At 72.0% G+C, this 21,093-nt stretch carries 19 protein-coding genes and 1 pseudogene; 13 read left to right on the forward strand and 7 right to left on the reverse strand.

Annotated elements, in window-relative coordinates; genetic code table 11:
- Window positions 1-93 precede the first annotated feature (93 nt).
- The 9 genes from AC07AZ_RS20880 (at window position 94) to AC07AZ_RS20920 (ending at window position 9,553) form a co-directional block, all read left to right on the forward strand.
- Window positions 94-1,203: a carbohydrate kinase family protein gene (locus tag AC07AZ_RS20880; RefSeq protein WP_478849814.1), complete on the forward strand. Its 1,110-nt coding sequence runs from the start codon at window positions 94-96 to the stop codon at window positions 1,201-1,203.
- A 165-nt stretch (window positions 1,204-1,368) separates the two neighbouring features.
- Window positions 1,369-3,507 carry a PhoH family protein gene (locus tag AC07AZ_RS20885; RefSeq protein ID WP_478849816.1) on the forward strand — a complete coding sequence of 713 codons (2,139 nt, stop codon included), beginning with the start codon at window positions 1,369-1,371 and terminating at the stop codon, window positions 3,505-3,507.
- A 12-nt stretch (window positions 3,508-3,519) separates the two neighbouring features.
- On the forward strand, window positions 3,520-4,017 hold the full coding sequence (ybeY, locus tag AC07AZ_RS20890) for an rRNA maturation RNase YbeY (protein WP_478849818.1): 498 nt from the start codon (window positions 3,520-3,522) through the stop codon (window positions 4,015-4,017).
- On the forward strand, window positions 4,014-5,312 hold the full coding sequence (locus AC07AZ_RS20895) for a hemolysin family protein (protein ID WP_478849820.1): 1,299 nt from the start codon (window positions 4,014-4,016) through the stop codon (window positions 5,310-5,312). Before ybeY ends, AC07AZ_RS20895 begins: the two co-directional genes overlap by 4 nt.
- Window positions 5,309-5,668: an MmcQ/YjbR family DNA-binding protein gene (locus AC07AZ_RS20900; protein WP_478849822.1), complete on the forward strand. Its 360-nt coding sequence runs from the start codon at window positions 5,309-5,311 to the stop codon at window positions 5,666-5,668. Before AC07AZ_RS20895 ends, AC07AZ_RS20900 begins: the two co-directional genes overlap by 4 nt.
- A 75-nt stretch (window positions 5,669-5,743) precedes the next feature.
- On the forward strand, window positions 5,744-6,097 hold the full coding sequence (locus tag AC07AZ_RS20905; protein ID WP_478849824.1) for a cytidine deaminase: 354 nt from the start codon (window positions 5,744-5,746) through the stop codon (window positions 6,095-6,097).
- Between the two features lie 338 nt (window positions 6,098-6,435).
- On the forward strand, window positions 6,436-6,912 hold the full coding sequence (locus tag AC07AZ_RS20910; RefSeq protein WP_478849826.1) for a hypothetical protein: 477 nt from the start codon (window positions 6,436-6,438) through the stop codon (window positions 6,910-6,912).
- A gap of 172 nt (window positions 6,913-7,084) precedes the next feature.
- Complete coding sequence (locus tag AC07AZ_RS20915; RefSeq protein WP_478849828.1) at window positions 7,085-8,428, forward strand: WxL domain-containing protein; 1,344 nt, start codon at window positions 7,085-7,087, stop codon at window positions 8,426-8,428.
- 90 nt (window positions 8,429-8,518) lie between these two features.
- Window positions 8,519-9,553, forward strand: a complete 1,035-nt coding sequence (locus AC07AZ_RS20920) for a DUF916 domain-containing protein (protein WP_478849830.1) — start codon at window positions 8,519-8,521, stop codon at window positions 9,551-9,553.
- On the opposite strand, the gene AC07AZ_RS20925 is transcribed toward AC07AZ_RS20920, so the two are convergent.
- Window positions 9,447-9,785, reverse strand: a complete 339-nt coding sequence (locus AC07AZ_RS20925; protein ID WP_478849832.1) for a P-II family nitrogen regulator — start codon at window positions 9,783-9,785, stop codon at window positions 9,447-9,449. The genes AC07AZ_RS20920 and AC07AZ_RS20925 overlap by 107 nt on opposite strands.
- Entirely contained in the window at window positions 9,782-11,104 is a 1,323-nt protein-coding gene (locus tag AC07AZ_RS20930; protein WP_478849834.1) for an ammonium transporter, read from the reverse strand. Before AC07AZ_RS20930 ends, AC07AZ_RS20925 begins: the two co-directional genes overlap by 4 nt.
- Before the next feature lie 165 nt (window positions 11,105-11,269).
- Between AC07AZ_RS20930 and era the strand changes: the two genes are divergently transcribed.
- Window positions 11,270-12,238 (forward strand): GTPase Era, encoded by a 969-nt coding sequence (era, locus tag AC07AZ_RS20935; RefSeq protein WP_478849836.1) that lies wholly within the window; start codon window positions 11,270-11,272, stop codon window positions 12,236-12,238.
- 48 nt (window positions 12,239-12,286) lie between these two features.
- Here era and AC07AZ_RS20940 read toward each other — a convergent pair whose 3' ends face one another.
- The 4 genes from AC07AZ_RS20940 to AC07AZ_RS20955 are packed head-to-tail and all read right to left on the reverse strand — an operon-like array spanning window position 12,287 to window position 16,249.
- Entirely contained in the window at window positions 12,287-13,528 is a 1,242-nt protein-coding gene (locus AC07AZ_RS20940; RefSeq protein ID WP_478849838.1) for an MFS transporter, read from the reverse strand.
- Window positions 13,525-14,841, reverse strand: coding sequence for a GH1 family beta-glucosidase (locus AC07AZ_RS20945; RefSeq protein ID WP_478849840.1), 1,317 nt, complete (start codon window positions 14,839-14,841; stop codon window positions 13,525-13,527). The genes AC07AZ_RS20940 and AC07AZ_RS20945 overlap by 4 nt, the downstream gene beginning before the upstream one ends.
- Window positions 14,842-14,887: 46 nt before the next feature.
- Window positions 14,888-15,154, reverse strand: coding sequence for a protealysin inhibitor emfourin (locus AC07AZ_RS20950; RefSeq protein ID WP_478849842.1), 267 nt, complete (start codon window positions 15,152-15,154; stop codon window positions 14,888-14,890).
- Window positions 15,155-15,175: 21 nt separating this feature from the next.
- A complete protein-coding gene (locus tag AC07AZ_RS20955; RefSeq protein ID WP_478849844.1) occupies window positions 15,176-16,249 on the reverse strand; it encodes a M4 family metallopeptidase in 1,074 nt (357 codons plus the stop codon).
- Window positions 16,250-16,585: 336 nt separating this feature from the next.
- Here AC07AZ_RS20955 and leuA point away from each other — a divergent pair, with 336 nt between their 5' ends.
- The 3 genes from leuA (at window position 16,586) to AC07AZ_RS20970 (ending at window position 20,709) form a co-directional block, all read left to right on the forward strand.
- A complete protein-coding gene (gene leuA, locus AC07AZ_RS20960) occupies window positions 16,586-18,307 on the forward strand; it encodes a 2-isopropylmalate synthase (RefSeq protein WP_478849846.1) in 1,722 nt (573 codons plus the stop codon).
- Window positions 18,308-18,535: 228 nt separating this feature from the next.
- Window positions 18,536-19,234, forward strand: a complete 699-nt coding sequence (locus AC07AZ_RS20965) for a tellurite resistance TerB family protein (protein ID WP_478849848.1) — start codon at window positions 18,536-18,538, stop codon at window positions 19,232-19,234.
- Window positions 19,235-19,401: 167 nt separating this feature from the next.
- Window positions 19,402-20,709 (forward strand): sialidase family protein, encoded by a 1,308-nt coding sequence (locus tag AC07AZ_RS20970; protein WP_478849850.1) that lies wholly within the window; start codon window positions 19,402-19,404, stop codon window positions 20,707-20,709.
- Here the strand turns inward: AC07AZ_RS20970 and AC07AZ_RS20975 are convergent.
- Window positions 20,612-20,824 (reverse strand): annotated as a pseudogene (locus tag AC07AZ_RS20975) (dihydrodipicolinate synthase family protein); the annotation flags it as partial. The gene AC07AZ_RS20970 and the pseudogene AC07AZ_RS20975 overlap by 98 nt on opposite strands.
- Between the last annotated feature and the right edge of the window lie 269 nt (window positions 20,825-21,093).

Genomic DNA, 21,093 nt, shown 5'->3' on the forward strand with positions numbered 1-21,093 from the left:
CCCAAGCGCGGGCGCCCGGTGAGGTCACGCGGTGTCGGCACGGGTGTGGTGCAGACTGGCCTGAACCGCACCTGTCAGGGAGTCACCGTGACCATGTCCACCGGAGAGGACCACCGCGACCGGCCCCAGGTCGACCCGCTCGCCGCCCTGCGCGCGCCGCAGGACCCGCCGCGGGACGTCTACCTCACGGGGACCGTCTTCCTGGACATCATCTTCACCGGGCTCGACTCCGCCCCGGTGCGCGGCACCGAGTCCTGGGCACGCGGCATGGGGTCGAGCCCCGGAGGCGTCGCGAACATGGCCACCGCCCTGGCCCGCCTCGGCCTGAAGACATCGCTCGCCGCCGCCTTCGGCGACGACCACTACGGCGAGTACTGCTGGGACGCCCTCGCGCAGGGCGAGGGCATCGACCTCTCCGCGTCGCGCACCGTGCCCGGCTGGCACTCCCCGGTCACCGTCTCCATGGCGTACGAGGGGGAGCGCACGATGGTCTCCCACGGCCACGAGCCGCCCCCGGAGGAGCCCGCGCCCACGTGCCCGCCGCACGCCCGAGCCGCCGTCGCCTCGCTCACGCCCGGCAAGCGGGCCCCCTGGATCGCCCAGGCCGCGGGGCGCGGCACCCGCGTCTTCGCCGACGTCGGCTGGGACGACACCGGCGCCTGGGACCTCGCCGGCCTCGCGGACCTGGAGCACTGCGAGGCGTTCCTGCCGAACGCCGAGGAGGCCATGCGGTACACGGGCGCCGGCTGTCCGCGCGCCGCCGCGCACGCCCTCACCGACCACGTACCGGTCGCGGTGGTCACCCTCGGCGCGGACGGCGCCTACGCCGTGGACCGGCGGACCGGGGAGAGCGCGGAGGTCCCGGCCATCGCCGTGGAGGCCCTCGACCCGACCGGCGCGGGCGACGTCTTCGTGGCCGGCTTCGTCACCGGCAGCCTGGCGGGCTGGCCGCTGGCCGACCGGCTCGCCTTCGCGGGACTCACCGCGGCCCTGTCGGTGCAGGAGTTCGGCGGCTCCCTGTCGGCCCCCGGCTGGTCCGAGGTCGCGGCCTGGTGGCGCACCGTGCAGTCGGTCCGGGAGCAGGACCCGGAGGCGCTCAGCCGGTACGCGTTCCTGGCGGACATGCTGCCCGGCCTGGCCGAGCCCCGGCCCTGGCCGCTGCGCCGGGCGGTGCCCACGATCGGGTTCGGCGGGTCGGCCTGACCCGGCCGCCGCGCCGGGCCCCGCCCGCCCCGCCGAAGCGCCGGTGTCCGGCCGCAAAACTCCTACGGTGTTGTCAGTCCCGCGGCGTACCCTTGAAGCGCCAGACCGCCCCGGAGGCGGGCGAGTCGTATCGAGGAGGACGAGCAAGGCCTACAGCGCCGGCCCATGACTCAGACACCCACAGCTCACACCCCCGCGCAGGGGCAGGCGAGAGCAGAGTTCACCGTCCCCGCCCAGCACCCCATGGTGACCGTGCTGGGTTCCGGCGACACTCTCCTCCGCGTGATCGAAGAGGCCTTCCCGGCGGCCGACATCCACGTCCGGGGCAATGAGATCAGCGCGGTCGGCGACGCCGGTGAAGTCGCCCTCGTCCAGCGCCTGTTCGACGAGATGATGCTGGTGCTCCGCACCGGACAGCCGATGACGGAGGACGCAGTGGAACGCTCGATCGCCATGCTCAGGGCGAGCGAGAACGGGGAGAGCGACGGCCAGGAGACCCCGGCCGAGGTCCTCACGCAGAACATCCTGTCCTCGCGCGGCCGCACCATCCGCCCCAAGACCCTCAACCAGAAGCGGTACGTCGACGCGATCGACAAGCACACGATCGTGTTCGGCATCGGACCCGCGGGCACCGGCAAGACCTACCTGGCCATGGCCAAGGCGGTCCAGGCGCTCCAGTCCAAGCAGGTCAACCGCATCATCCTGACCCGCCCCGCGGTCGAGGCCGGAGAGCGCCTGGGCTTCCTGCCCGGCACGCTCTACGAGAAGATCGACCCCTACCTGCGCCCGCTGTACGACGCGCTGCACGACATGCTGGACCCGGACTCGATCCCGAGGCTGATGGCGGCCGGGACCATCGAGGTGGCCCCGCTGGCCTACATGCGCGGGCGCGCCCAGCCGCGGTTCACCAACGTGCTGACACCCGACGGCTGGCGGCCCATCGGTGACCTTCAGGTCGGTGATCTGGTCATCGGCTCGAACGGTGAGCCGACGCCCGTCCTCGGCGTGTACCCACAGGGCGAGAAGGACGTCTACCGCGTCACCGCGCAGGACGGCTCCTGGACCCTGTGCTGCGGCGAGCACCTGTGGACCGTCCGTACGGCCTCCGACAAGCGCCGGGACAAGCCGTGGCGTGTCATGGAGACGCAGGACATGATCGGCAACCTGCGCGCGGCCCACGCGCGTCGCTACGAGCTGCCGCTGCTCACGGCGCCGGTCTGTCTCCCGGAGCGGGAGGTCCCCATGGACCCGTACGCACTGGGGCTGCTGCTCGGCGACGGGTGTCTCACCGGGTCCACCACGCCGTCCTTCGCGACGGAGGACCCGGAGCTGGCCCAGGCACTGGGGAACGTGCTTCCGGGCGTCACCGTGCGACACAAGGGCGGCCCCGACCACGTCCTCAACCGGACCAGGTCCGCCGGCGACGTGGTCACCCTGGAGAACCCTGTCACACGGGTTCTGCGGGAGCTGGATCTGCTGCGCACGCGCTCGCACACCAAGTTCGTCCCGGACGCCTATCTGCACAACTCGGCCGAGGTACGACTGGCTGTCCTGCAGGGCCTGCTGGACTCGGACGGTGGTCCTGTCAGGCAGAAGGACCGCACCTGCCGTATCCAGTACACGACGACATCCATCTCGCTCCGGGACGACGTCATCGCGCTGGTCCAGTCGCTGGGCGGTGTCGCGTACACCCGCCGCCGGGCTGCTGAGGGCCGCACGCCGGGTCTCGCCAAGGGCCGGGAGGTCCGGTACCGGCACGACGCCCACATCGTCGACATCCGCCTCCCCGAGGGCATCGAGCCCTTCCGCCTGGTCCGCAAGCGCGACACGTACCTCGCGGCCGGAGGCGGGGGCCGACCGATGCGCTTCATCGACGGCATCGAGCCGGCGGGGCGAGAGGAGACCGTCTGCATCCAGGTGGCGGCCGAGGACTCGCTGTACGTCACGCAGGACTACCTGCTGACGCACAACACCCTCAACGACGCCTTCATCATCCTGGACGAGGCACAGAACACCAGCCCCGAGCAGATGAAGATGTTCCTCACCCGGCTCGGCTTCGAGTCGAAGATCGTGATCACGGGTGACGTGACGCAGGTCGACCTGCCGAGCGGCACCGCGTCGGGTCTGCGGCAGGTCCAGGACATCCTGGAGGGCCTCGACGACGTGCACTTCTCGCGGCTGACGTCCCAGGATGTCGTCCGGCACCGGCTGGTCGGCCGTATCGTCGACGCGTACGAGAAGTACGACAGCGAGAACGGTACGGAGAACGGCACCCACAAGGGCGCCCGTAACAAGCGGAAGTAGACCAGCACGCCCATGTCGATCGACGTCAACAACGAGTCCGGAACCGAGGTCGACGAGCAGGCGATCCTCGACATCGCCCGCTACGCCCTCGCACGGATGCGCATCCACCCGCTCTCCGAGCTCTCGGTGATCGTGGTGGACGCCGACGCCATGGAGCAGCTGCACATCCAGTGGATGGACCTGCCGGGGCCCACGGACGTCATGTCCTTCCCGATGGACGAGCTGCGTCCGCCGTCGAAGGACGACGACGAGCCCCCGCAGGGCCTCCTCGGCGACATCGTGCTGTGTCCCGAGGTCGCCGCCAAGCAGGGCACCGAGGCGCCCACGCAGCACTCCATGGACGAGGAGCTCCACCTGCTCACCGTCCACGGAGTGCTGCACCTGCTCGGGTACGACCACGAGGAGCCCGACGAGAAGGCCGAGATGTTCGGTCTCCAGGCGGCGATCGTGGACGGCTGGCGCGCGGAGAAGGGCCTCACCGGTCCCTCCCCGGCCCCGACCGTCTCATGAGCCTGCCCCTCGTCGCGGGCGCGATCGCCCTGGTCGTCGTCGCCTGGCTCGCCGCCTGCGCGGAGGCGGGCCTCGCGCGCGTCTCCAGCTTCCGCGCCGAGGAGGCCGTGCGCTCCGGCCGGCGCGGCAGCGCCAAGCTCGCGCAGGTCGCCGCCGACCCGACCCGCTACCTCAACGTGGCGCTGCTGGTCCGCGTCGCCTGCGAGATGGCGGCCGCCGCGCTGGTCACCTACGCCTGTCTGAAGGCGATCGACGGGACGGTCGGGGCGCTGTTCGCCGCGATCGGCGTGATGGTCCTCGTGTCGTACGTCGCCGTCGGCGTGTCCCCGCGCACCATCGGCCGCCAGCATCCGCTGAACACGGCGACGGCCGCCGCGTACGTCCTGCTGCCGCTCGCGCGGATCATGGGCCCGATCCCGTCGCTGCTGATCCTCATCGGCAACGCCCTCACCCCGGGCAAGGGCTTCCGCCGCGGACCGTTCGCCTCCGAGGCGGAGCTGCGCGCGCTGGTCGACCTCGCGGAGAAGGAGTCCCTCATCGAGGACGAGGAGCGCCGCATGGTGCACTCGGTCTTCGAGCTGGGCGACACCCTGGTGCGGGAGGTCATGGTCCCGCGCACCGACCTGGTCGTCATCGAGCGCTACAAGACCATCCGCCAGGCCCTCACCCTCGCGCTGCGTTCCGGCTTCTCCCGCATCCCCGTCACGGGCGAGAACGAGGACGACATCGTCGGGATCGTGTACCTGAAGGACCTGGTCCGCAAGACGCACATCAGCCGGGAGGCCGAGAGCGAGCTGGTGTCCACGGCGATGCGGCCCGCCGCCTTCGTGCCCGACACCAAGAACGCCGGTGACCTGCTGCGCGAGATGCAGCAGGAGCGCAACCACGTCGCCGTCGTCATCGACGAGTACGGCGGCACGGCCGGCATCGTCACCATCGAGGACATCCTCGAGGAGATCGTCGGGGAGATCACCGACGAGTACGACCGCGAGCTGCCGCCGGTGGAGGACCTCGGCGACGAACGCCACCGGGTCACCGCCCGCCTCGACATCACCGACCTGGGCGAGCTGTACGGCCTGGAGGAGTACGACGACGAGGACGTGGAGACGGTCGGCGGCCTGCTCGCCAAGGCGCTGGGCCGGGTGCCCATCGCCGGGGCGTCGGCGGTGGTGGAACTGCCCGACGGCCGCGAGCTGAAGCTGACGGCGGAGGCGGCGGCAGGCCGCCGGAACAAGATCGTGACCGTGCTGGCGGAGCCGGTGGGCGGCCCCGCGGAGGAGGAGAAGCCGGAGTGACGCCCGAGCAGCTGCGCACCCTGTGCCTGTCCTTCAACGCGGCCGTGGAGGACTTCCCGTTCAACCCCGAGACATCCGTCTTCAAGGTGCTGGGCAAGCTGTTCGCCCTGACGAACCTGGCGGGCAGCCCGCTCACCGTGAACCTGAAGTGCGACCCGGACGACGCGGTCCGGCTGCGGGGTGAGTACCCGGGCCTGATCATCCCCGGCTACCACATGAACAAGCGCCACTGGAACACGGTGACCGCCGACGGCGACCTGCCCGACCGGCTGGTCAGAGAGCTCGTCGAGGACTCCTACGACCTCGTTGTGGCGGGCCTGCCGAGGGCGGAGCGGCTGCGGCTGGACCGGCCCTGACCTCCCGTGTCCCCGGGACGCGGCAGGGTGGCCCCGTGGCCGTGCCGTGCCGGAGGCGCTCCGTATGCTCGGGGCATGACCGACAGCAGCGCGCTCGACCCCGAGGACCGCAAGATCGTCACCCTGGCCCGTTCGGCCCGGGCCCGCAACGGTGTGCCGGAGGGCGCCGCCGTGCGGGACGAGACGGGCCGGACGTATGTCGCGGGGACGGTGGATCTGCCGTCGCTGCGCCTGAGCGCGCTGCAGACGGCGGTGGCGATGGCGGTGGCCTCGGGGGCGCGGTCGCTGGAGGCGGCGGCGGTGGTGACCGCGTCGGAGGCGGCCGCCGAGGCCGATCTCGCCGCCGTGCGGGACCTCGGCGGGCCGGCGACTCCGGTCCTGGTGGCCGCTCCCGACGGGACCGTCCGGCTGACCGTCCCGGCGGGCTGACAGCAGGCCGTTTCCCGCGGGCCGACGGCAGCGGGAGGCCGCGTCCGGAGCAACCCGCGGGCGGATGAGGGCAGTCCGCGGGTGAATCCGGGCAGCGGGCAGCCCGCGGGCGGACCCGGGCATCGGGCAGCCCGCGGTGGGGCGCCCGAGGTAGGCCGGTTTTCCACCTTGCCGTTTTCGTGTCGCTCGCGCATCAATGGGATCGCACGTTCCGACGGACCGTCAGATTCGGCCCCGGGCAGGGTGTCCGCACCCATCCCTTCCGGGGGGACGTTCCGCCGGCTCCCACTCATCCACCCCCCACATGGATTCCCGTACTCGGGAAGGGAGCGGATCCCATGAGAGGCAAGCGAATCGGATCAGGTGCGGCAATGCTGGTCGGGGCCCTCGCGGTCACCGGGCTGGCCCTCGCGCCCTCGGCTGTCGCCGTCACCCCGTTGACGGCGACCGTCACCGCCAACTGCGGTCTCTTCGGAGGCGGCGCAGCCACCCTCACGGCCACCCAGACGGGCACGGCCGCCACCCTCAAACTGTCCTCCACCGCCATCACCGCGCCGATCCCGATCGGCGCGAACAGCATCAGTTCCACGCTCACGATGGCGAACTCGACCGGTGCCGCCAGGGTCTTCAGCGGCACCGTGAACCCCGCCATGGCCACCGGCGCCCCGATCACGGTCGGTCCGCTCAACGGCACCGTGGCCTCCGGTGACAGCCTGAACTTCTACGGCGGTTCGCTGAAGATGGTCGTCTTCGGGATCACCGTCACCTGTACGGCGACCGGGTCGCAGGCGCCTGGCCCGTTCGTGTTCAGCTGATAGCGGTTGGAAACCGAGCCAACAGGCCGTCGGTTTCCTGGCGGGACCAGGAAACTGACGGCCCATCAGCTCACCGCGTGATGTCCATTGACTTCTCACGCGATCCGCACCTCAATGCCCCCTGTCGGCGCAGAAGAGCCGCTGCGCCCGCACCCTGGAGGAGGGGGCACACATGGGTTCACCCCGAAGTTCCGGAAACACCCGAGGTTCCCGAAGACGGCGCTGGGCGTCACTGCTCGGGGCGACCGCGCTCGCCGTCACCGCGGGTGGTGCGCTGGCCGCTCCGGCCGGCGCCGCGTCCGCCGACGTCGACTTCGCCACGCACTGCATCCCGCCCGCGGTCGCGGGCCTCCCGCCGATCGACGGCACGACCACCGCGAAGATCGAGGTGGACAAGGCCGCTCCCAAGGTCGGCGACACGGTCACCGTGAAGTACACGGTGGTCAAGCCCGCCGCGAACAACCCCACCGACCTCGCTCTGCCGGCCGACATCATGACGCCGTCAGGCAAGGTCATCCTCGGCGGGGCGCAGACGGGCAGCATCACCGTCACCGGACCGAAGAAGAACGACCCGGTGCCCGGCAAGGCCCCCTTCCCGTCCTTCTCGATGACCGGCACCTTCACCGTCACCGCGCCCGGCGCGATCACCCTCTCGCCCGGCGACTACAACATCCACACCAGCTACATCCTCGAACTCGACACGCCGTGCACGGTCACCAATCCGCCCGCACCCGTGTCCGAGACCGTCACCGCCACCGACGGAACGTCGGCCAACACCCGCGCCATCTCCCTGGGTTCGGCCTCCGGCAAGCCCGGTGACAGCGTCACCGTCTCCGGCAGCGACTTCACCCCGGGCGCGAGTGTCACCCTGGCCGGACGGTCCGGCGCCACCCAGACCGCGGACACGGCGACCGTGACCGCGGACGCGCAGGGCCACTTCAGCGGTTCGCTCGTCGTCAGCGACAAGACGACGACGGGAGTGGTGGCGTTCGAGGGCTCCGCCTGGAACGCGGACAAGGGCGCGGGCCCCGCGGCCTACGTCGTCGTCGACGACACCCCGGTCCCGGCCGGCAGCCAGAAGATCACCACCACGGTGAAGGCCGGCACGCTGTCCATGTCCCAGGCCGGGGACGCCGTGAACCTGTCCGCGGTCGACTTCGGCAAGGGCGGCGCCTCGGACGGCGCCCTGCGCTCGGTGACCGTCAAGGACTTCCGCGGCGGTCCCGCGGGCTGGTCCCTGACCGGCAAGGTCACCGACTTCACGGGTCCCGGCGCCAAGATCGACGCCGGGAAGCTGAGCTGGACCCCCGCCTGCGCCACCAAGGCGGGCAGCCCGAGCACCTGCCAGGCCGGTTCGGCGGGCCCGGTGGGCGGTTCGGGAGCGACCCTTGCCTCCACCCCCAACGGCACGCTCACCGGAGGTGAGTTCACCGCGGACGCGGGACTGTCCCTGAACGTGCCGGCGTTCACACCGCCGGGCACGTACTCCGGCGTCCTCACCCTCACGCTCACCTGACCGCATGTCCGTCTCCGGTGGCCGGGCGCCCCTCCGCACAGGGCCGCACCCGCCCGTCCACCCCGATCCGGTCCGTGGGGGTCCGCACCCATGCGCAAGCCGTACGTCCTCCTCCTGAGCCTGCTGGGCCTGCTGCTGTGTCCGGTCCTCGCCGTGTTCCCGGCCGGTCCCGCGCACGCCGCGGACAACGGCAGCTGGTCGGTCTACCCCGTCTCCTCGCAGGTCGCGGCCCGGCCGTACTTCTACCTGTCCGCCGACCCCGGAACCACCCTGCGGGACAAGGTGGTCGTCGCCAACAAGACGGCCGCGCCGCTGACCTTCCGGCTGTACGCGGCCGACGCCTACAACACCGCGCGTGACGGCGGCTTCGCGGTGCGCACCCCGAAGGAGACCCAGCGGGGCGTGGGCGCCTGGGCGCGCCCGGCCCGCTCCAAGGTCACCGTACCCGCGCGCGGCAAGGTCACCGTGCCCTTCACGATCACCGTGCCCGAGGGCGCCGAACCCGGCGACCACCCGGGTGCGCTGGTGGCCCTCGACGAACGGATCGACCGGGGCGACGGCTCCTTCGCACTCGGCGTGCAGCGGGCCGTCGGAGCCCGCGTCTACCTGAGGGTCGGCGGGCCCGCGCTCGCCGCGATCGCCGTCGAGGACGTCCACCTCACCCACCACCAGCCGCTGGTCCCCGGTCTCGGGGCCAGCACGGCGACGGTCTCCTACACCCTGCGCAACACCGGCAACGTCACCCTGAACCCGAAGGTGGAGCTGCGGGCCACGGGCCTGTTCGGCCGTACGCTGCTGGCCCGCGACCTCGCGAAGATCCCCGCCGAACTGCTGCCCGGCCAGCGCGTGCACCTCACCGAACCGTGGCGGGGCGCTCCCCAACTCGACTGGGGCGACGTGACGTTGACGGCCAGCGCGAAGGACACCCGGGAGTCGGCGAGCGCGAGCTTCCTCGCGTTGCCGTGGCTGGTGGCGGCCGTCCTGTTCGGCGCGGGCGTCGTGGCAGGTGTCCTGCTGGTCAGAGCGCGTCGGGGCCGCGCTCACCCGTCCGCACGCGTACGACCGTCTCCACCGGCAGCGCCCACACCTTTCCGTCGCCGATCTTCCCCGTCCGCGCGGCCCTGACGATCGCGTCGAGGGCCGGGTCGCAGTCCGCGTCCTCGACGACGACCTCGATCCGGACCTTGGGGACCAGGTCGACCTGGTACTCGGCGCCGCGGTACACCTCGGTGTGACCGCGCTGCCGGCCGTAGCCACTGGCCTCGGTGACGGTGAGACCGTGCACGCCCAGTTCCTGGAGGGCGGTCTTGACCTCGTCGAGGCGGTACGGCTTGACGATCGCGGTGATGAGCTTCATGCCTGCGTCTTGACCTTCTGGCCGGAGGGGAGGGCGGATGCGGAGACCGGGGCGCCATGGCCCAGGACCCCGTGATCGTAGGCGGTCTCGGCGTGCACCGTAAGGTCCAGGCCGGTGTGCTCCTGCTCCTCGCTCGCCCGGAAGCCGAGCACCCTGTCGATCAGCCTGCCGAGCCCGTACGTGACGAGGAAGGCGTACGTCCCCACCGCGAGGACCGCCACCACCTGCTTGCTGAGCTGGGCGAGTCCGCCGCCGTAGAGGATCCCCTCGGTGCCGCCCGTCATGGTGTCGACCGCGAACACGCCGATCAGCAGGGTGCCGACGACCCCGCCGACCAGGTGGACGCCCACGACGTCGAGCGAGTCGTCGTAGTTCAGCCGGAACTTCCAGCTCACGGCGTACGAGCAGAGCACGCCGGCGGCCAGCCCGACGACCAGCGCGCCGAGCAGCGAGACGGAACCGCACGAGGGGGTGACGGCGACCAGGCCCGCGACCGCGCCGGAGGCCGCGCCCAGCGTGGTCGGATGGCCGTCGCGCCGCTGCTCCACGAAGAGCCAGCCGAGCAGACCGGTGCAGCCGGCCGCGAGCGTGTTCAGGAAGGCGGCCGCGGCGAGACCGTTCGCACCGAGGGCCGAGCCCGCGTTGAAGCCGAACCAGCCGAACCAGAGCAGACCGGCGCCCAGCATGACCATCGGCAGGTTGTGCGGACGCATCGCGTCCTTCTTGAAGCCGAGCCGCGGGCCGAGGACCAGGCACAGCGCGAGTCCGGAGGCGCCCGAGGTGATCTCCACCGGGAGTCCGCCCGCGAAGTCGAGCGCACCGAGCCGCTCCGCGATCCAGCCACCCGGGCCCCACACCCAGTGCGCGACCGGAACGTATACCAGCAGGGTCCACACCGGCACGAAGACCAGCCACGCGCCGAACTTCACCCGGTCGGCGACCGCGCCGCTGATCAACGCGGCCGTGACGATCGCGAAGGTGAGCTGGAAGGTGGCGAACAGGAGGGTCGGGACGGTGCCGTGCACGCTGTCCGGGCCGAGGCCCGCCATGCCGGCGTGCCGCAGCCCGCCGACCAGCCCGCCGCCGGCGTCGTCGCCGAAGGCCAGGGAGTAGCCGGCCGCCAGCCAGACCACCGTGACCAGGGCGATCGACACGAAGCTCATCATCAGCATGTTGAGGACGCTCTTCGTGCGGACCATGCCGCCGTAGAACAGGGCCAGGCCCGGGGTCATCAGCAGGACCAGGGCGGTGGCGGCGAGCAGCCAGGCGGTGTCGCCGGTGTCGGCACGCCCTGCGGCGAGGGGGGCGGCGAGGGTCACGGTCGTCTCCTGCGGTGTGGGGGCTCGTCAGAGGTTCACCGGCCCTGGTTTCCGGCTGTGCACGAGCGTGTTTCCGTCAGGTTTCGTTGCGTGAGGGTTTCCGGAAGCTCACGGGGAGGCCCGGGGGCGGACGCTTGTACGGCAGGGCTCTGTGGATCAGGGAGAATGGGCCCCATGAGCGTTCGCAGCCAGTCATCCGAGCCGTCGGAATCGCCGGAGACCGTCCACCGGGCCGGCTTCGCCTGTTTCGTCGGCCGCCCCAACGCGGGCAAGTCCACCCTCACGAACGCTCTGGTCGGGCAGAAGGTGGCGATCACCGCGAACCAGCCGCAGACGACGCGGCACACGGTGCGGGGCATCGTGCACCGGCCCGACGCCCAGCTGATCCTGGTGGACACCCCCGGGCTCCACAAGCCCCGGACGCTGCTCGGCCAGCGCCTCAACGACGTCGTACGGACCACCTGGGCCGAGGTCGACGTGATCGGCTTCTGCCTGCCGGCCAACGAGAAGCTCGGCCCCGGTGACCGTTTCATCGCGAAGGAACTGGCGTCCATCAAGAAGACGCCGAAGATCGCGATCGTCACGAAGACCGACCTCGTGGACAGCAAGACGCTCGCCGAGCAGCTCATCGCGATCGACCAGCTCGGCCGGGAGCTGGGGTTCGAGTGGGCGGAGATCGTGCCGGTGTCGGCGGTCGCCGGCCAGCAGGTGGACCTGCTGGCCGACCTGCTCGTCCCGCTGCTGCCGGAGGGGCCGGCCCTCTACCCGGAGGGCGACCTCACCGACGAACCCGAGCAGGTCATGATCGCGGAGCTGATCCGGGAGGCCGCGCTGGAGGGGGTGCGGGACGAACTGCCGCACTCCATCGCCGTCGTGGTCGAGGAGATGCTGCCGCGTGAGGACCGGCCGGCGGACAAGCCCCTCCTCGACATCCACGCGTTCGTGTACATCGAGCGGCCGAGCCAGAAGGGCATCATCATCGGGCCCAAGGGGAAGCGGCTCAAGGAGGTCGGGATCAAGTCGCGCAAGCAGATCGAGGCGCTGCTGGGGACGCCGGTGTTCCTGGACCTGCACGTGAAGGTCGCCAAGGACTGGCAGCGGGATCCCCGGCAGCTGCGGAAGCTGGGCTTCTGACGGGGGGATCCGACCCCGGACCCCCCGCCAGGAGAGCGGGGAGCGGGCTCAGTCCACTCCCCGGATCCGGCGTACCAGCAGCGCTCCCGCCAGGCCGATCACCGCCGCCACCAGGTACAGCACCCGGTAGCCGCCCAGGTACGTCACGATCGGGGCGGCCAGGGCGGGGGCGGCCACCTGGGGGAGGGCGTTGGCCACGTTGATCACGCCCAGGTCCTTCCCGCGGTCCAGTGCCGTGGGCAGGACGTCCGTCATCAGGGCGAAGTCCACCGAGGTGAACACGCCGAAGCCGACGCCGAGGACCGCCGCCGCGACGATCGCGCCCGGCCAGGTCTGCCAGCCGGCCAGAGCCGCCGTCGCCACCGCCATCAGCACGCCCGACCAGATCACGAACGGCTTGCGGCGGCCGATCCGGTCCGACCAGACGCCCCCGGCGACGACCGTGGCCAGCAGGGTCACGCCGTTCACCGCGGTGAGGATCAGCACGCCCTGTTCCGGGTCGTCGTGGTGCAGACGGTCGCGCAGGTAGTACAGCAGGTACAGCAGCACCAGCGCGTTGCTCAGGTTGATCAGGAAGCGGGTCAGCCAGGCCCAGCCGAGGTCCGGGTGGCGGCGCGGGCTCAGCCAGAACCCCGCCAGGAAGCCCCGCCAGGACCAGGGCGGCCGGTCCGCCGGCGCCAGCCGCAGATCCTCGTAGCGCACGACGTACGGCAGGACGCCCGCCACCGTGAACAGCGCGCAGGCCGCGTAGCCCGCCCCGGTGCCCCCGGCAAGCGTCGCCAGGCCCGTCCCGCCGACCACGCCCAGGATCTGCGCGGCTCCCAACCAGCCGCCCACCGAACCCCGTTGGGAGCGGGGCACACGGTCGGGCACCGCGGCCGTGATCGCGGCGAAGGCCGCGTTGAGCGTCAGCTGGACCAGGCACCAGCCCGCCGCCATCGTCCACACCCCGCCCGCCCCGGCGAGCAGCAGCAGCGACAGCGCGCCGCCCGCCGCCCCGGCCACGATCCACGGCGTACGCCGGCCCCAGCGCGCCGTCGTCCGGTCCGACAGGGCGCCGAACAGCGGGTTGGCGACCAGCGACACCACGGCGCCCGCGCCGGTCACCCAGGCGAGCAGCGTCTCCTTGGACATGCCGGTGCCGGGGGCGAAGTCCTCCGACTGCGAGGCCAGCAGGATCTGGAGGGGGCCGTACCAGCCCACCCAGATCGCCCCGTTGGCGAGCGAGAGCGCCGACGCCCAGCCTCTGCCGACCCGTTCGACGGGCTCGGCGAGCGCCGCCGTCGTCATCTCTGCGCCCGAAGGACGTCCCGCAGCCAGCCGTAGGACGCCTTGGGGGTCCGCTCCAGCGTCTCGAAGTCCACGTGGACCAGGCCGAACCGGCGCTCGTAGCCCTCCGCCCACTCGAAGTTGTCCAGCAGCGACCACACGAAGTAGCCGCGGACGTCGACCCCCGCCTCGACTGCCCGGTGCAGGGCGCGGAGGTGGCCGTCGAGGTAGGCGATCCGGTCCTGGTCGTCGAGGCCCGGGTAGGAGCAGCCGTTCTCGGTGATGACGATCGGCGGGAGACGGTCGCCGTAGCGCTCCTTGAAGCCGGTGAGCAGCTCGGTGAGACCCTCGGGGACCACCGGCCAGCCGAAGTCGGTCACCGGTACGCCCTCGATCTCCCGCACGGAGAAGGGGAGTTCGGCCGGCATGGTGATCCCGCCGAACTCGATCTCGGTGCCCTGGGGGGCGCCGACCCTGGTGGGGGCGTAGTAGTTGACGCCGTACCAGTCGAGCGGTTCGGAGATCACCTTCAGGTCCGAGGCCACGTCTCCCGGCATCAACTCACCGAGTCCCTCGGGGTATTCGCCCAGCAGCAGCGGCTCCGCGAACAGACGGTTGAGCAGGACGTCGTAGAACGCGGCGGCCTCCAGGTCGGCCGGTTCCCCGGACGCGGGCCAGGTCGGGCCGTGGGAGTTGGCGACGCCGATGTCCGTGGCGCCGGCCGCGCGCAGGGCCCGTACGGCCAGGCCGTGGGCCAGCAGCTGGTGGTGGGCGGCCGGCAGCGAGTCGAAGAGGAGCTGCCGGCCGGGGGCGTGGGTGCCGAGGGCGTGACCCAGCAGGGTGTGTTCGGCGGGTTCGTTGAGGGTGATCCACTTCTTCACCCGGTCGCCCAGCCGGTCCACCACGACGGAGGTGTGGTCGGCGAACCGCGACGCCGTGTCCCGCTCCAGCCAGTCCAGTTCGGCCGGCAGGTCCCAGTGGAAGAGGGTCGGGACGGGGCGTACGCCCGCTGTCAGCAGTGCGTCGACGAGCCGGTCGTAGAAGTCGAGGCCGCCCGGCGTGTTCACCCGTGGCCAGGAGATCGAGAAGCGGTACGCGTCCACGCCGAGGCCGGCCAGCAGCGCCACGTCCTCGCCGTAGCGGTGGTAGTGGTCGCAGGCCACCGCCGCCGTCGAGCCGTCCTTGATCCGGCCCGGCTCGGCGGTGAAGGTGTCCCACACGGACGGCCCGCGCAGGTCCACCGCCCCCTCGATCTGGTGGGCCGAGGTCGAGACGCCCCACAGGAAGCCTGCCGGGAACTGGGGTATCGGGTTCGTCGCCATGCGCCGGATCATCCGTACCAGCGGTAACAGAAGTCAACGGGCGGGCGTGAACAACGAGTTACGCACCCTCCTTCAGCACCAGCGAGATCAGCCGGCGCTGCTCCTCCGTCAGCCGTGGGTCGGCCGCGTGGACCGTCCGGCCGTCCACCGTGATCTCGTACACGAAACCGTCCGGCACCCCCTCGGCGGGGGTGCCCCGGCCGTCGGCGAGCGCCTGCTCGGCCAGGGCCTGCCATTCGCCGGCGTCGGGCCGTCCCGAGGTGTCGACCTCGCCTCGGCGCTCGATGCCCGCGAACCCGCCCGTGCGACTCACCTGAATACGCATGGGTCCCTGTCTAGTACGGAGTCACAGGATCCGCACCCCCACCTGTTCCCACGCCTTGCTCACGGCCTGGATCTCCTCACCGCCGGCGCCGTAGCGCTCGCGCGCGGCGTCGACGGTCAGCCGGGCGAAGTCGCCGAAGAACGCCCGCTCCTTGAGGTCGCCGCCGGTCAGGACGTCGTACCAGAGCTGTCCGGCCCGCTCCCAGGCGTGGCCGCCGAGCGCGGTGGCGGTCAGGTAGAAGGCGTGGTTGGGGATGCCCGAGTTGATGTGGACCCCGCCGTTGTCTCGGCCGGTGCGGACGTAGCCGTCCATCGTCGCGGGCTGCGGGTCCTTGCCGAGCACGTCGTCGTCGTAGGCGCTGCCCGGTTCCTTCATGGAGCGCAGGGCCGTGCCGGTGACGCCCGGGGCGAGCAGGCCGGCGCCGATCAGCCAGTCGGCCTCGGCGGCGGTCTGGCCGAGCGTGTACTGCTTGATGAGCGAGCCGAAGACGTCCGACATCGACTCGTTGAGGGCGCCCGGCTGGCCGTAGTAGGTGAGGTTCGCGGTGTGCTGGGTGACGCCGTGGGTGAGTTCGTGGCCGATGACGTCGACCGGGATGGTGAAGTCGAGGAAGATCTCGCCGTCGCCGTCGCCGAAGACCATCTGCTCGCCGTTCCAGAAGGCGTTGTTGTAGTGCTCGTCGTAGTGCACGGTCGCGTCGAGGGGCAGGCCGTCGCCGTCGATGGAGTGGCGCCGGTACGCCTGGAGGTAGAGGTCGAAGGTGGCGCCGAGACCGGCGTAGGCGCGGTCGACGGTGGCGTCCTGGCCGGGTTCCGAGCCCTCCCCGCGCACCCTGGTGCCGGGCAGGGCGGTGCCGTGCCGGGCGTCGTAGAGGGTGCGCAGCGGCTGGTCGGCGGGCGCCTTCGCGGCCGGGGCGGTGGCGAGGCCGTACTCGGCGGTCACCCGGCGGCGGGCGCGTTCCTGGGCGTCGCGCACCAGGGTGCGCTGGGCCGCGCCGGCGATCGCGGGGTCCGCGCTGCGGGCGAGGCGGTCGAGGACGTGGGGCGGTACGACGGTGCAGAAGACGGGCTCGAAGCCCCCGTTGGTCTTCGTCATGCCCCGCACCCTTGCACTGAGTCATGACGGTGTCACTACCCGCCACCATGATTGGTGAAATGTGCGGACAAGAAACGTCACGCTCCGTGGCGGAGTGGTATGGAGCACTTTTTGTCCACTTCGCCCCTTCTGGTCGGCGTGATCCCGCATACTGATACGGGCCCACGCCTCCAGCGCGGCTCGGCTAGGCTGCGGAGCATCATGCGTATCGGGCTGCTTCTCCTCCTTAGCTGCCGCGGCGAGGGCCTGTAACCGAGGCCGACCCCCTCCCCGCGGAGTTCTGGCGTTGCGCCGTCGGTCGTCCCTCAGGACCCGCCTTCGAGGAGCCCCCGCATCATGGCGAACCGCCAGCAGCCCAGCCCCATGCCGATCCACAAGTACGGCCAGTACGACCAGGTCGACATCCCGGACCGCACCTGGCCGCAGAACCGGATCACCGTCGCCCCCCGCTGGCTCTCCACCGACCTGCGTGACGGCAACCAGGCCCTGATCGACCCCATGTCGCCCGAGCGCAAGCGCCGGATGTTCGACCAGCTGGTCGCCATGGGCTACAAGGAGATCGAGGTCGGCTTCCCCGCCTCCGGCCAGACCGACTTCGACTTCGTGCGCTCCATCGTCGAGGAGCCCGGCGCGATCCCCGACGACGTGACGATCTCGGTACTGACCCAGGCCCGCGAGGACCTGATCGAGCGGACGGTGGAGTCGCTGAAGGGCGCCCGCCGCGCGACCGTGCACCTGTACAACGCCACCGCCCCCGTCTTCCGCCGCGTGGTCTTCCGCGGCTCCAAGGACGAGATCAAGCAGATCGCCGTCGACGGCACCCGGCTGGTCATGGAGTACGCCGAGAAGCACCTGGGCCCGGAGACGGAGTTCGGCTACCAGTACAGCCCGGAGATCTTCACCGACACCGAGCTGGACTTCGCCCTGGAGGTCTGCGAGGCGGTCATGGACGTCTGGCAGCCCGGCCCGGGCCGCGAGATCATCCTCAACCTGCCCGCCACCGTGGAGCGTTCGACGCCGTCCACGCACGCGGACCGCTTCGAGTGGATGGGCCGCAACCTCTCCCGCCGCGAGCACGTCTGCCTGTCGATCCACCCGCACAACGACCGCGGCACGGCGGTCGCGGCCGCCGAGCTGGCGCTGATGGCCGGCGCCGACCGCGTCGAGGGCTGTCTGTTCGGACAGGGCGAGCGCACCGGCAACGTCGACCTGGTCACCCTGGGCATGAACCTGTTCTCCCAGGGCGTCGACCCGCAGATCGACTTCTCCGACATCGACGAGATCCGTCGTACGTGGGAGTACTGCAACCAGATGGAGGTCCACCCGCGCCACCCCTACGTGGGCGACCTGGTCTACACGTCCTTCTCCGGCTCCCACCAGGACGCCATCAAGAAGGGCTTCGACGCCATGGAGGCCGACGCGGCCGCGAAGGGCGTCACCGTCGACGACCTGGAGTGGGCGGTCCCCTACCTGCCGATCGACCCCAAGGACGTCGGCCGCTCCTACGAGGCCGTCATCCGCGTCAACTCGCAGTCCGGCAAGGGCGGTATCGCCTACGTCCTGAAGAACGACCACAAGCTGGACCTGCCGCGCCGGATGCAGATCGAGTTCTCCAGGCTGATCCAGGCGAAGACGGACGCCGAGGGCGGCGAGGTCACGCCGAAGGACATCTGGGCGGCCTTCCAGGACGAGTACCTGCCCAACCCCGAGAACGCCTGGGGTCGCATTCAGGTCAAGAACGGCCAGTCGACCACCGACACCGACGGCGTGGACACGCTGACGGTGGAAGCGACCGTCGACGGCGAGGACACCGTCCTCACCGGCTCCGGCAACGGTCCGATCTCGGCCTTCTTCGACGCCCTGGGAAGCGTGGGTGTCGACGTACGCCTGCTCGACTACCAGGAGCACACGATGAGCGAGGGAGCCTCCGCGCAGGCCGCCTCCTACATCGAATGCGCGATCGACGACAAGATCCTCTGGGGCATCGGCATCGACGCCAACACCACGCGTGCCTCCCTGAAGGCGGTCGTCTCGGCCGTCAACCGGGCGACCCGCTGACCATCCTGACCGGGGATTCGTACGGCTTCACAGGGGTCCCGTCCGCCGTCACACGGTGGGCGGGACTCCGTCGTATACCGGCCATTCCGTGTGGAGGTCACGAACAGGTCTCGTCCAGGGTGCTGACTCCGACTCGCCGATGTGGCTAACATCACGCAAGCACGGCGATGGTGCCGTGGGGGCACCGCCCACGCCCTCAAGGCTGTGGGGGAGTTACGGAGGTGCGGCGTGCTGCCAGTACGGGGACGAGACGGCCGTGGTGCCGCCAGGCTCGCGCGCCTTCTGGGTACGCGTGTCGCGTGGACGCCGGTGGGCGACGGCGAGTTCTTCTGCCCCGGCTGCGGAGGCGACCGCAACTACCAGCGGCTGACCGGCCGCCGCCGCTTCACCCTGCTCGGCGTGCCCGTGCTGCCGCGCGGCGAGACCGGTCCGGTCGTCGAGTGCGCCGCCTGCCGCCGTCACTTCGGCACCGACGTCCTCGACCACCCGACCACCACCCGCTTCTCCGCGATGCTCCGCGACGCCGTCCACACCGTCGCCCTCGCCGTCCTCGCCGCCGGCGGCACCGGTGCCCGTACGGCCCTGGAGGCCGCCGCCGGCACGGTCCGCGCCGCCGGCTTCGACGACTGCACGGAGGAACAACTGGAGGCGCTCGTGGACGCCCTGGCCGCCGACACCGGCCGGGTCTACGGCCGCCCCTGCGGCGCCGGGCTCGCCATAGAGCTGCACGAGGCCCTGGACCCCCTCACCCCGCACCTCGCCCCCGCCGGCCGTGAGTCGATCCTCCTCCAGGGCGCCCGCATCGCCCTGGCGGACGGCCCCTACACCCCCGCCGAACGCGAGGCCCTCGCCACCGTCGGCGCCGCGCTCACCATCTGCGCGGACGACGTCACCCGCCTGCTGGCGGCGGCCCGGACCCCGTCCTGAGCCTGCCGGCCCCGGCACGCCCGCCGCGCCTCCCGCACGCCCCGGGTCTCCCGGGGGGTGATGCCGCAGCGAGGTCCCCCGGGCCCGCGCGCCGTGCCGGGCGGGAGGGGTGGCGGCGGGAAACATGGGGCGGACAGTCGGTGTCCGTCCGCCCGTAAGGGAGCTCGATGGTCCTCCTGAGCCGCGCCCTGCTCGTGACCGCGGTGTTCCTCACCCCGTTCACCGCTCCGCACGCCTCCGCCGCCACCCGGTGCGTGTCCTCCGTCCCCTACGTCTCGGGCCGGGACGGGTACGCCACGTACCGCATCCCGGCCGCCGTGACCACCCGCCGGGGCACCGTCCTCGCCTTCGCGGAGGGCCGGCGGCACGGCGCCGGGGACACCGGCGACATCGACGTCGTGCTGCGCCGCTCCACCGACGGCGGCTGCACCTGGGGCCCGCTCCAGGTGGTGGCGGCCGGGGACGGGGACACACGGGGCAATCCGGCGCCGGTCGTCGACCCGCGCACGGGCGCGGTCGTCCTCGTCACGTCCTGGAACAGCGGGACGGTGACGGAGGCGCAGATCATGCGCGGGGAGGTCACGGCGGAACACGGCCGCCGGGTGTTCGTGCAGCGCAGCGGGAACGACGGCCGGGACTTCTCCGCGCCCCGGGACATCACCCGGCAGGTCAAGCCGGCCGGCTGGCGCTGGTACGCCACCGGCCCCGGACACGCGGTGGCCCTCACCCGCGGGCCCCACGCCGGCCGGCTGGTCGTCCCCGCCAACCACTCGGCCGCGCCACCGGCCGGCTCGCCCGACACCGGCCGCGAGTCCCGGTACTACGGCGGCCACGCGATCTACAGCGACGACGGCGGGCGCAGCTGGCGGCTGGGCTTCGTCGACGGCACCTACGACGGCGTCACCAACGCCAACGAGTCGTCGGCCACCCAACTCCCGGACGGCCGCCTGTACTTCAGCGCGCGTGACCAGGCAGGCACCAGTCCGGGCAACCGTCTCGACAGCTATTCGAGCGACGGCGCCCGGAGCCTGGACCGGCCCTACGCCGCGCAGCCCACGCTCGACGACGTGCCGGTGGTCCAGGGCAGCGTCCTCCACCTCGACCGGCTCGGCGGGCTGCTGCTGTTCTCCGGGCCGTCCGTGCCCACCGCCCGGCGGGAGATGGCGCTCTGGCGCAGCACGGACGGCGGGGCGAGCTTCACGAAGGCGGTCACCCTGTCCAGGCAGCGGGCCGCGTACTCCGACCTCGTCCGGGTCGGCCGGGGCACGGTCGGGGTGCTGTACGAGACGGGGGCCTCGGGGACGTACGACACCATCGAGTTCCGGCGGGTGGACGTGACCGAACTGCGCGGACCCGGCGGGGGCGGGGCGCCGTCCGTCACGGCGGGCCGGCCGCCGTCAGGAACCCGCGCGCCCGTGCCGCCTCGTCCGGCGACAGCGGCACCTGGGGCTCCGCCGTCGCCGGGCAGTCGATGACCCCGCGCGGGTGCGGCGGCGCCTGGAAGGCGCCCAGCGCCGGCGAACCGCCACCCGCGCGGGCCGGCTCCCCGGCGCCCACGAGGCCGAACAGCGCGCACAGCCGCTCCTGTTGGCCCGGGCTCCCTCGCGGCACCGGGTGGGGCAGTTGGGGTGGTCAAGGCAGGACGGCTCAAGCGGGTGCATCGCGCGGCACTCGGACCCGCGTCCCGTCGGTCGCGGGCTCGGCCGCGGTGGGGGGGGGGGGGGGGGGGAGGCGGGGGGGGGGGGGGGGGGGGAGGAGGGGGGGTGGGGGGGGGGGGGGGGGGGGGGGGGGGGGGGGGGGGGGGGAGTGGGGGTGGGGTGGGGGGGGGGGGGGGGGGGGGGGGGGGGGGGGGGGGGGGG

This window comes from Streptomyces sp. NPDC043878 (assembly GCF_056435735.1).

Coding starts and splice junctions, on each gene's coding strand:
- era (WP_478849836.1), top strand. CDS start 11,270: ATGGGCCCCATGAGCGTTCGCAGCCAGTCATCCGAGCCGTCGGAATCG.
- AC07AZ_RS20950 (WP_478849842.1), bottom strand. CDS start 15,154: ATGCGTATTCAGGTGAGTCGCACGGGCGGGTTCGCGGGCATCGAGCGC.
- AC07AZ_RS20895 (WP_478849820.1), top strand. CDS start 4,014: ATGAGCCTGCCCCTCGTCGCGGGCGCGATCGCCCTGGTCGTCGTCGCC.
- AC07AZ_RS20920 (WP_478849830.1), top strand. CDS start 8,519: ATGCGCAAGCCGTACGTCCTCCTCCTGAGCCTGCTGGGCCTGCTGCTG.
- leuA (WP_478849846.1), top strand. CDS start 16,586: ATGGCGAACCGCCAGCAGCCCAGCCCCATGCCGATCCACAAGTACGGC.
- AC07AZ_RS20945 (WP_478849840.1), bottom strand. CDS start 14,841: ATGATCCGGCGCATGGCGACGAACCCGATACCCCAGTTCCCGGCAGGC.
- AC07AZ_RS20880 (WP_478849814.1), top strand. CDS start 94: ATGTCCACCGGAGAGGACCACCGCGACCGGCCCCAGGTCGACCCGCTC.
- AC07AZ_RS20940 (WP_478849838.1), bottom strand. CDS start 13,528: ATGACGACGGCGGCGCTCGCCGAGCCCGTCGAACGGGTCGGCAGAGGC.
- ybeY (WP_478849818.1), top strand. CDS start 3,520: ATGTCGATCGACGTCAACAACGAGTCCGGAACCGAGGTCGACGAGCAG.
- AC07AZ_RS20905 (WP_478849824.1), top strand. CDS start 5,744: ATGACCGACAGCAGCGCGCTCGACCCCGAGGACCGCAAGATCGTCACC.
- AC07AZ_RS20885 (WP_478849816.1), top strand. CDS start 1,369: ATGACTCAGACACCCACAGCTCACACCCCCGCGCAGGGGCAGGCGAGA.
- AC07AZ_RS20915 (WP_478849828.1), top strand. CDS start 7,085: ATGGGTTCACCCCGAAGTTCCGGAAACACCCGAGGTTCCCGAAGACGG.
- AC07AZ_RS20925 (WP_478849832.1), bottom strand. CDS start 9,785: ATGAAGCTCATCACCGCGATCGTCAAGCCGTACCGCCTCGACGAGGTC.
- AC07AZ_RS20970 (WP_478849850.1), top strand. CDS start 19,402: ATGGTCCTCCTGAGCCGCGCCCTGCTCGTGACCGCGGTGTTCCTCACC.
- AC07AZ_RS20910 (WP_478849826.1), top strand. CDS start 6,436: ATGAGAGGCAAGCGAATCGGATCAGGTGCGGCAATGCTGGTCGGGGCC.
- AC07AZ_RS20955 (WP_478849844.1), bottom strand. CDS start 16,249: ATGACGAAGACCAACGGGGGCTTCGAGCCCGTCTTCTGCACCGTCGTA.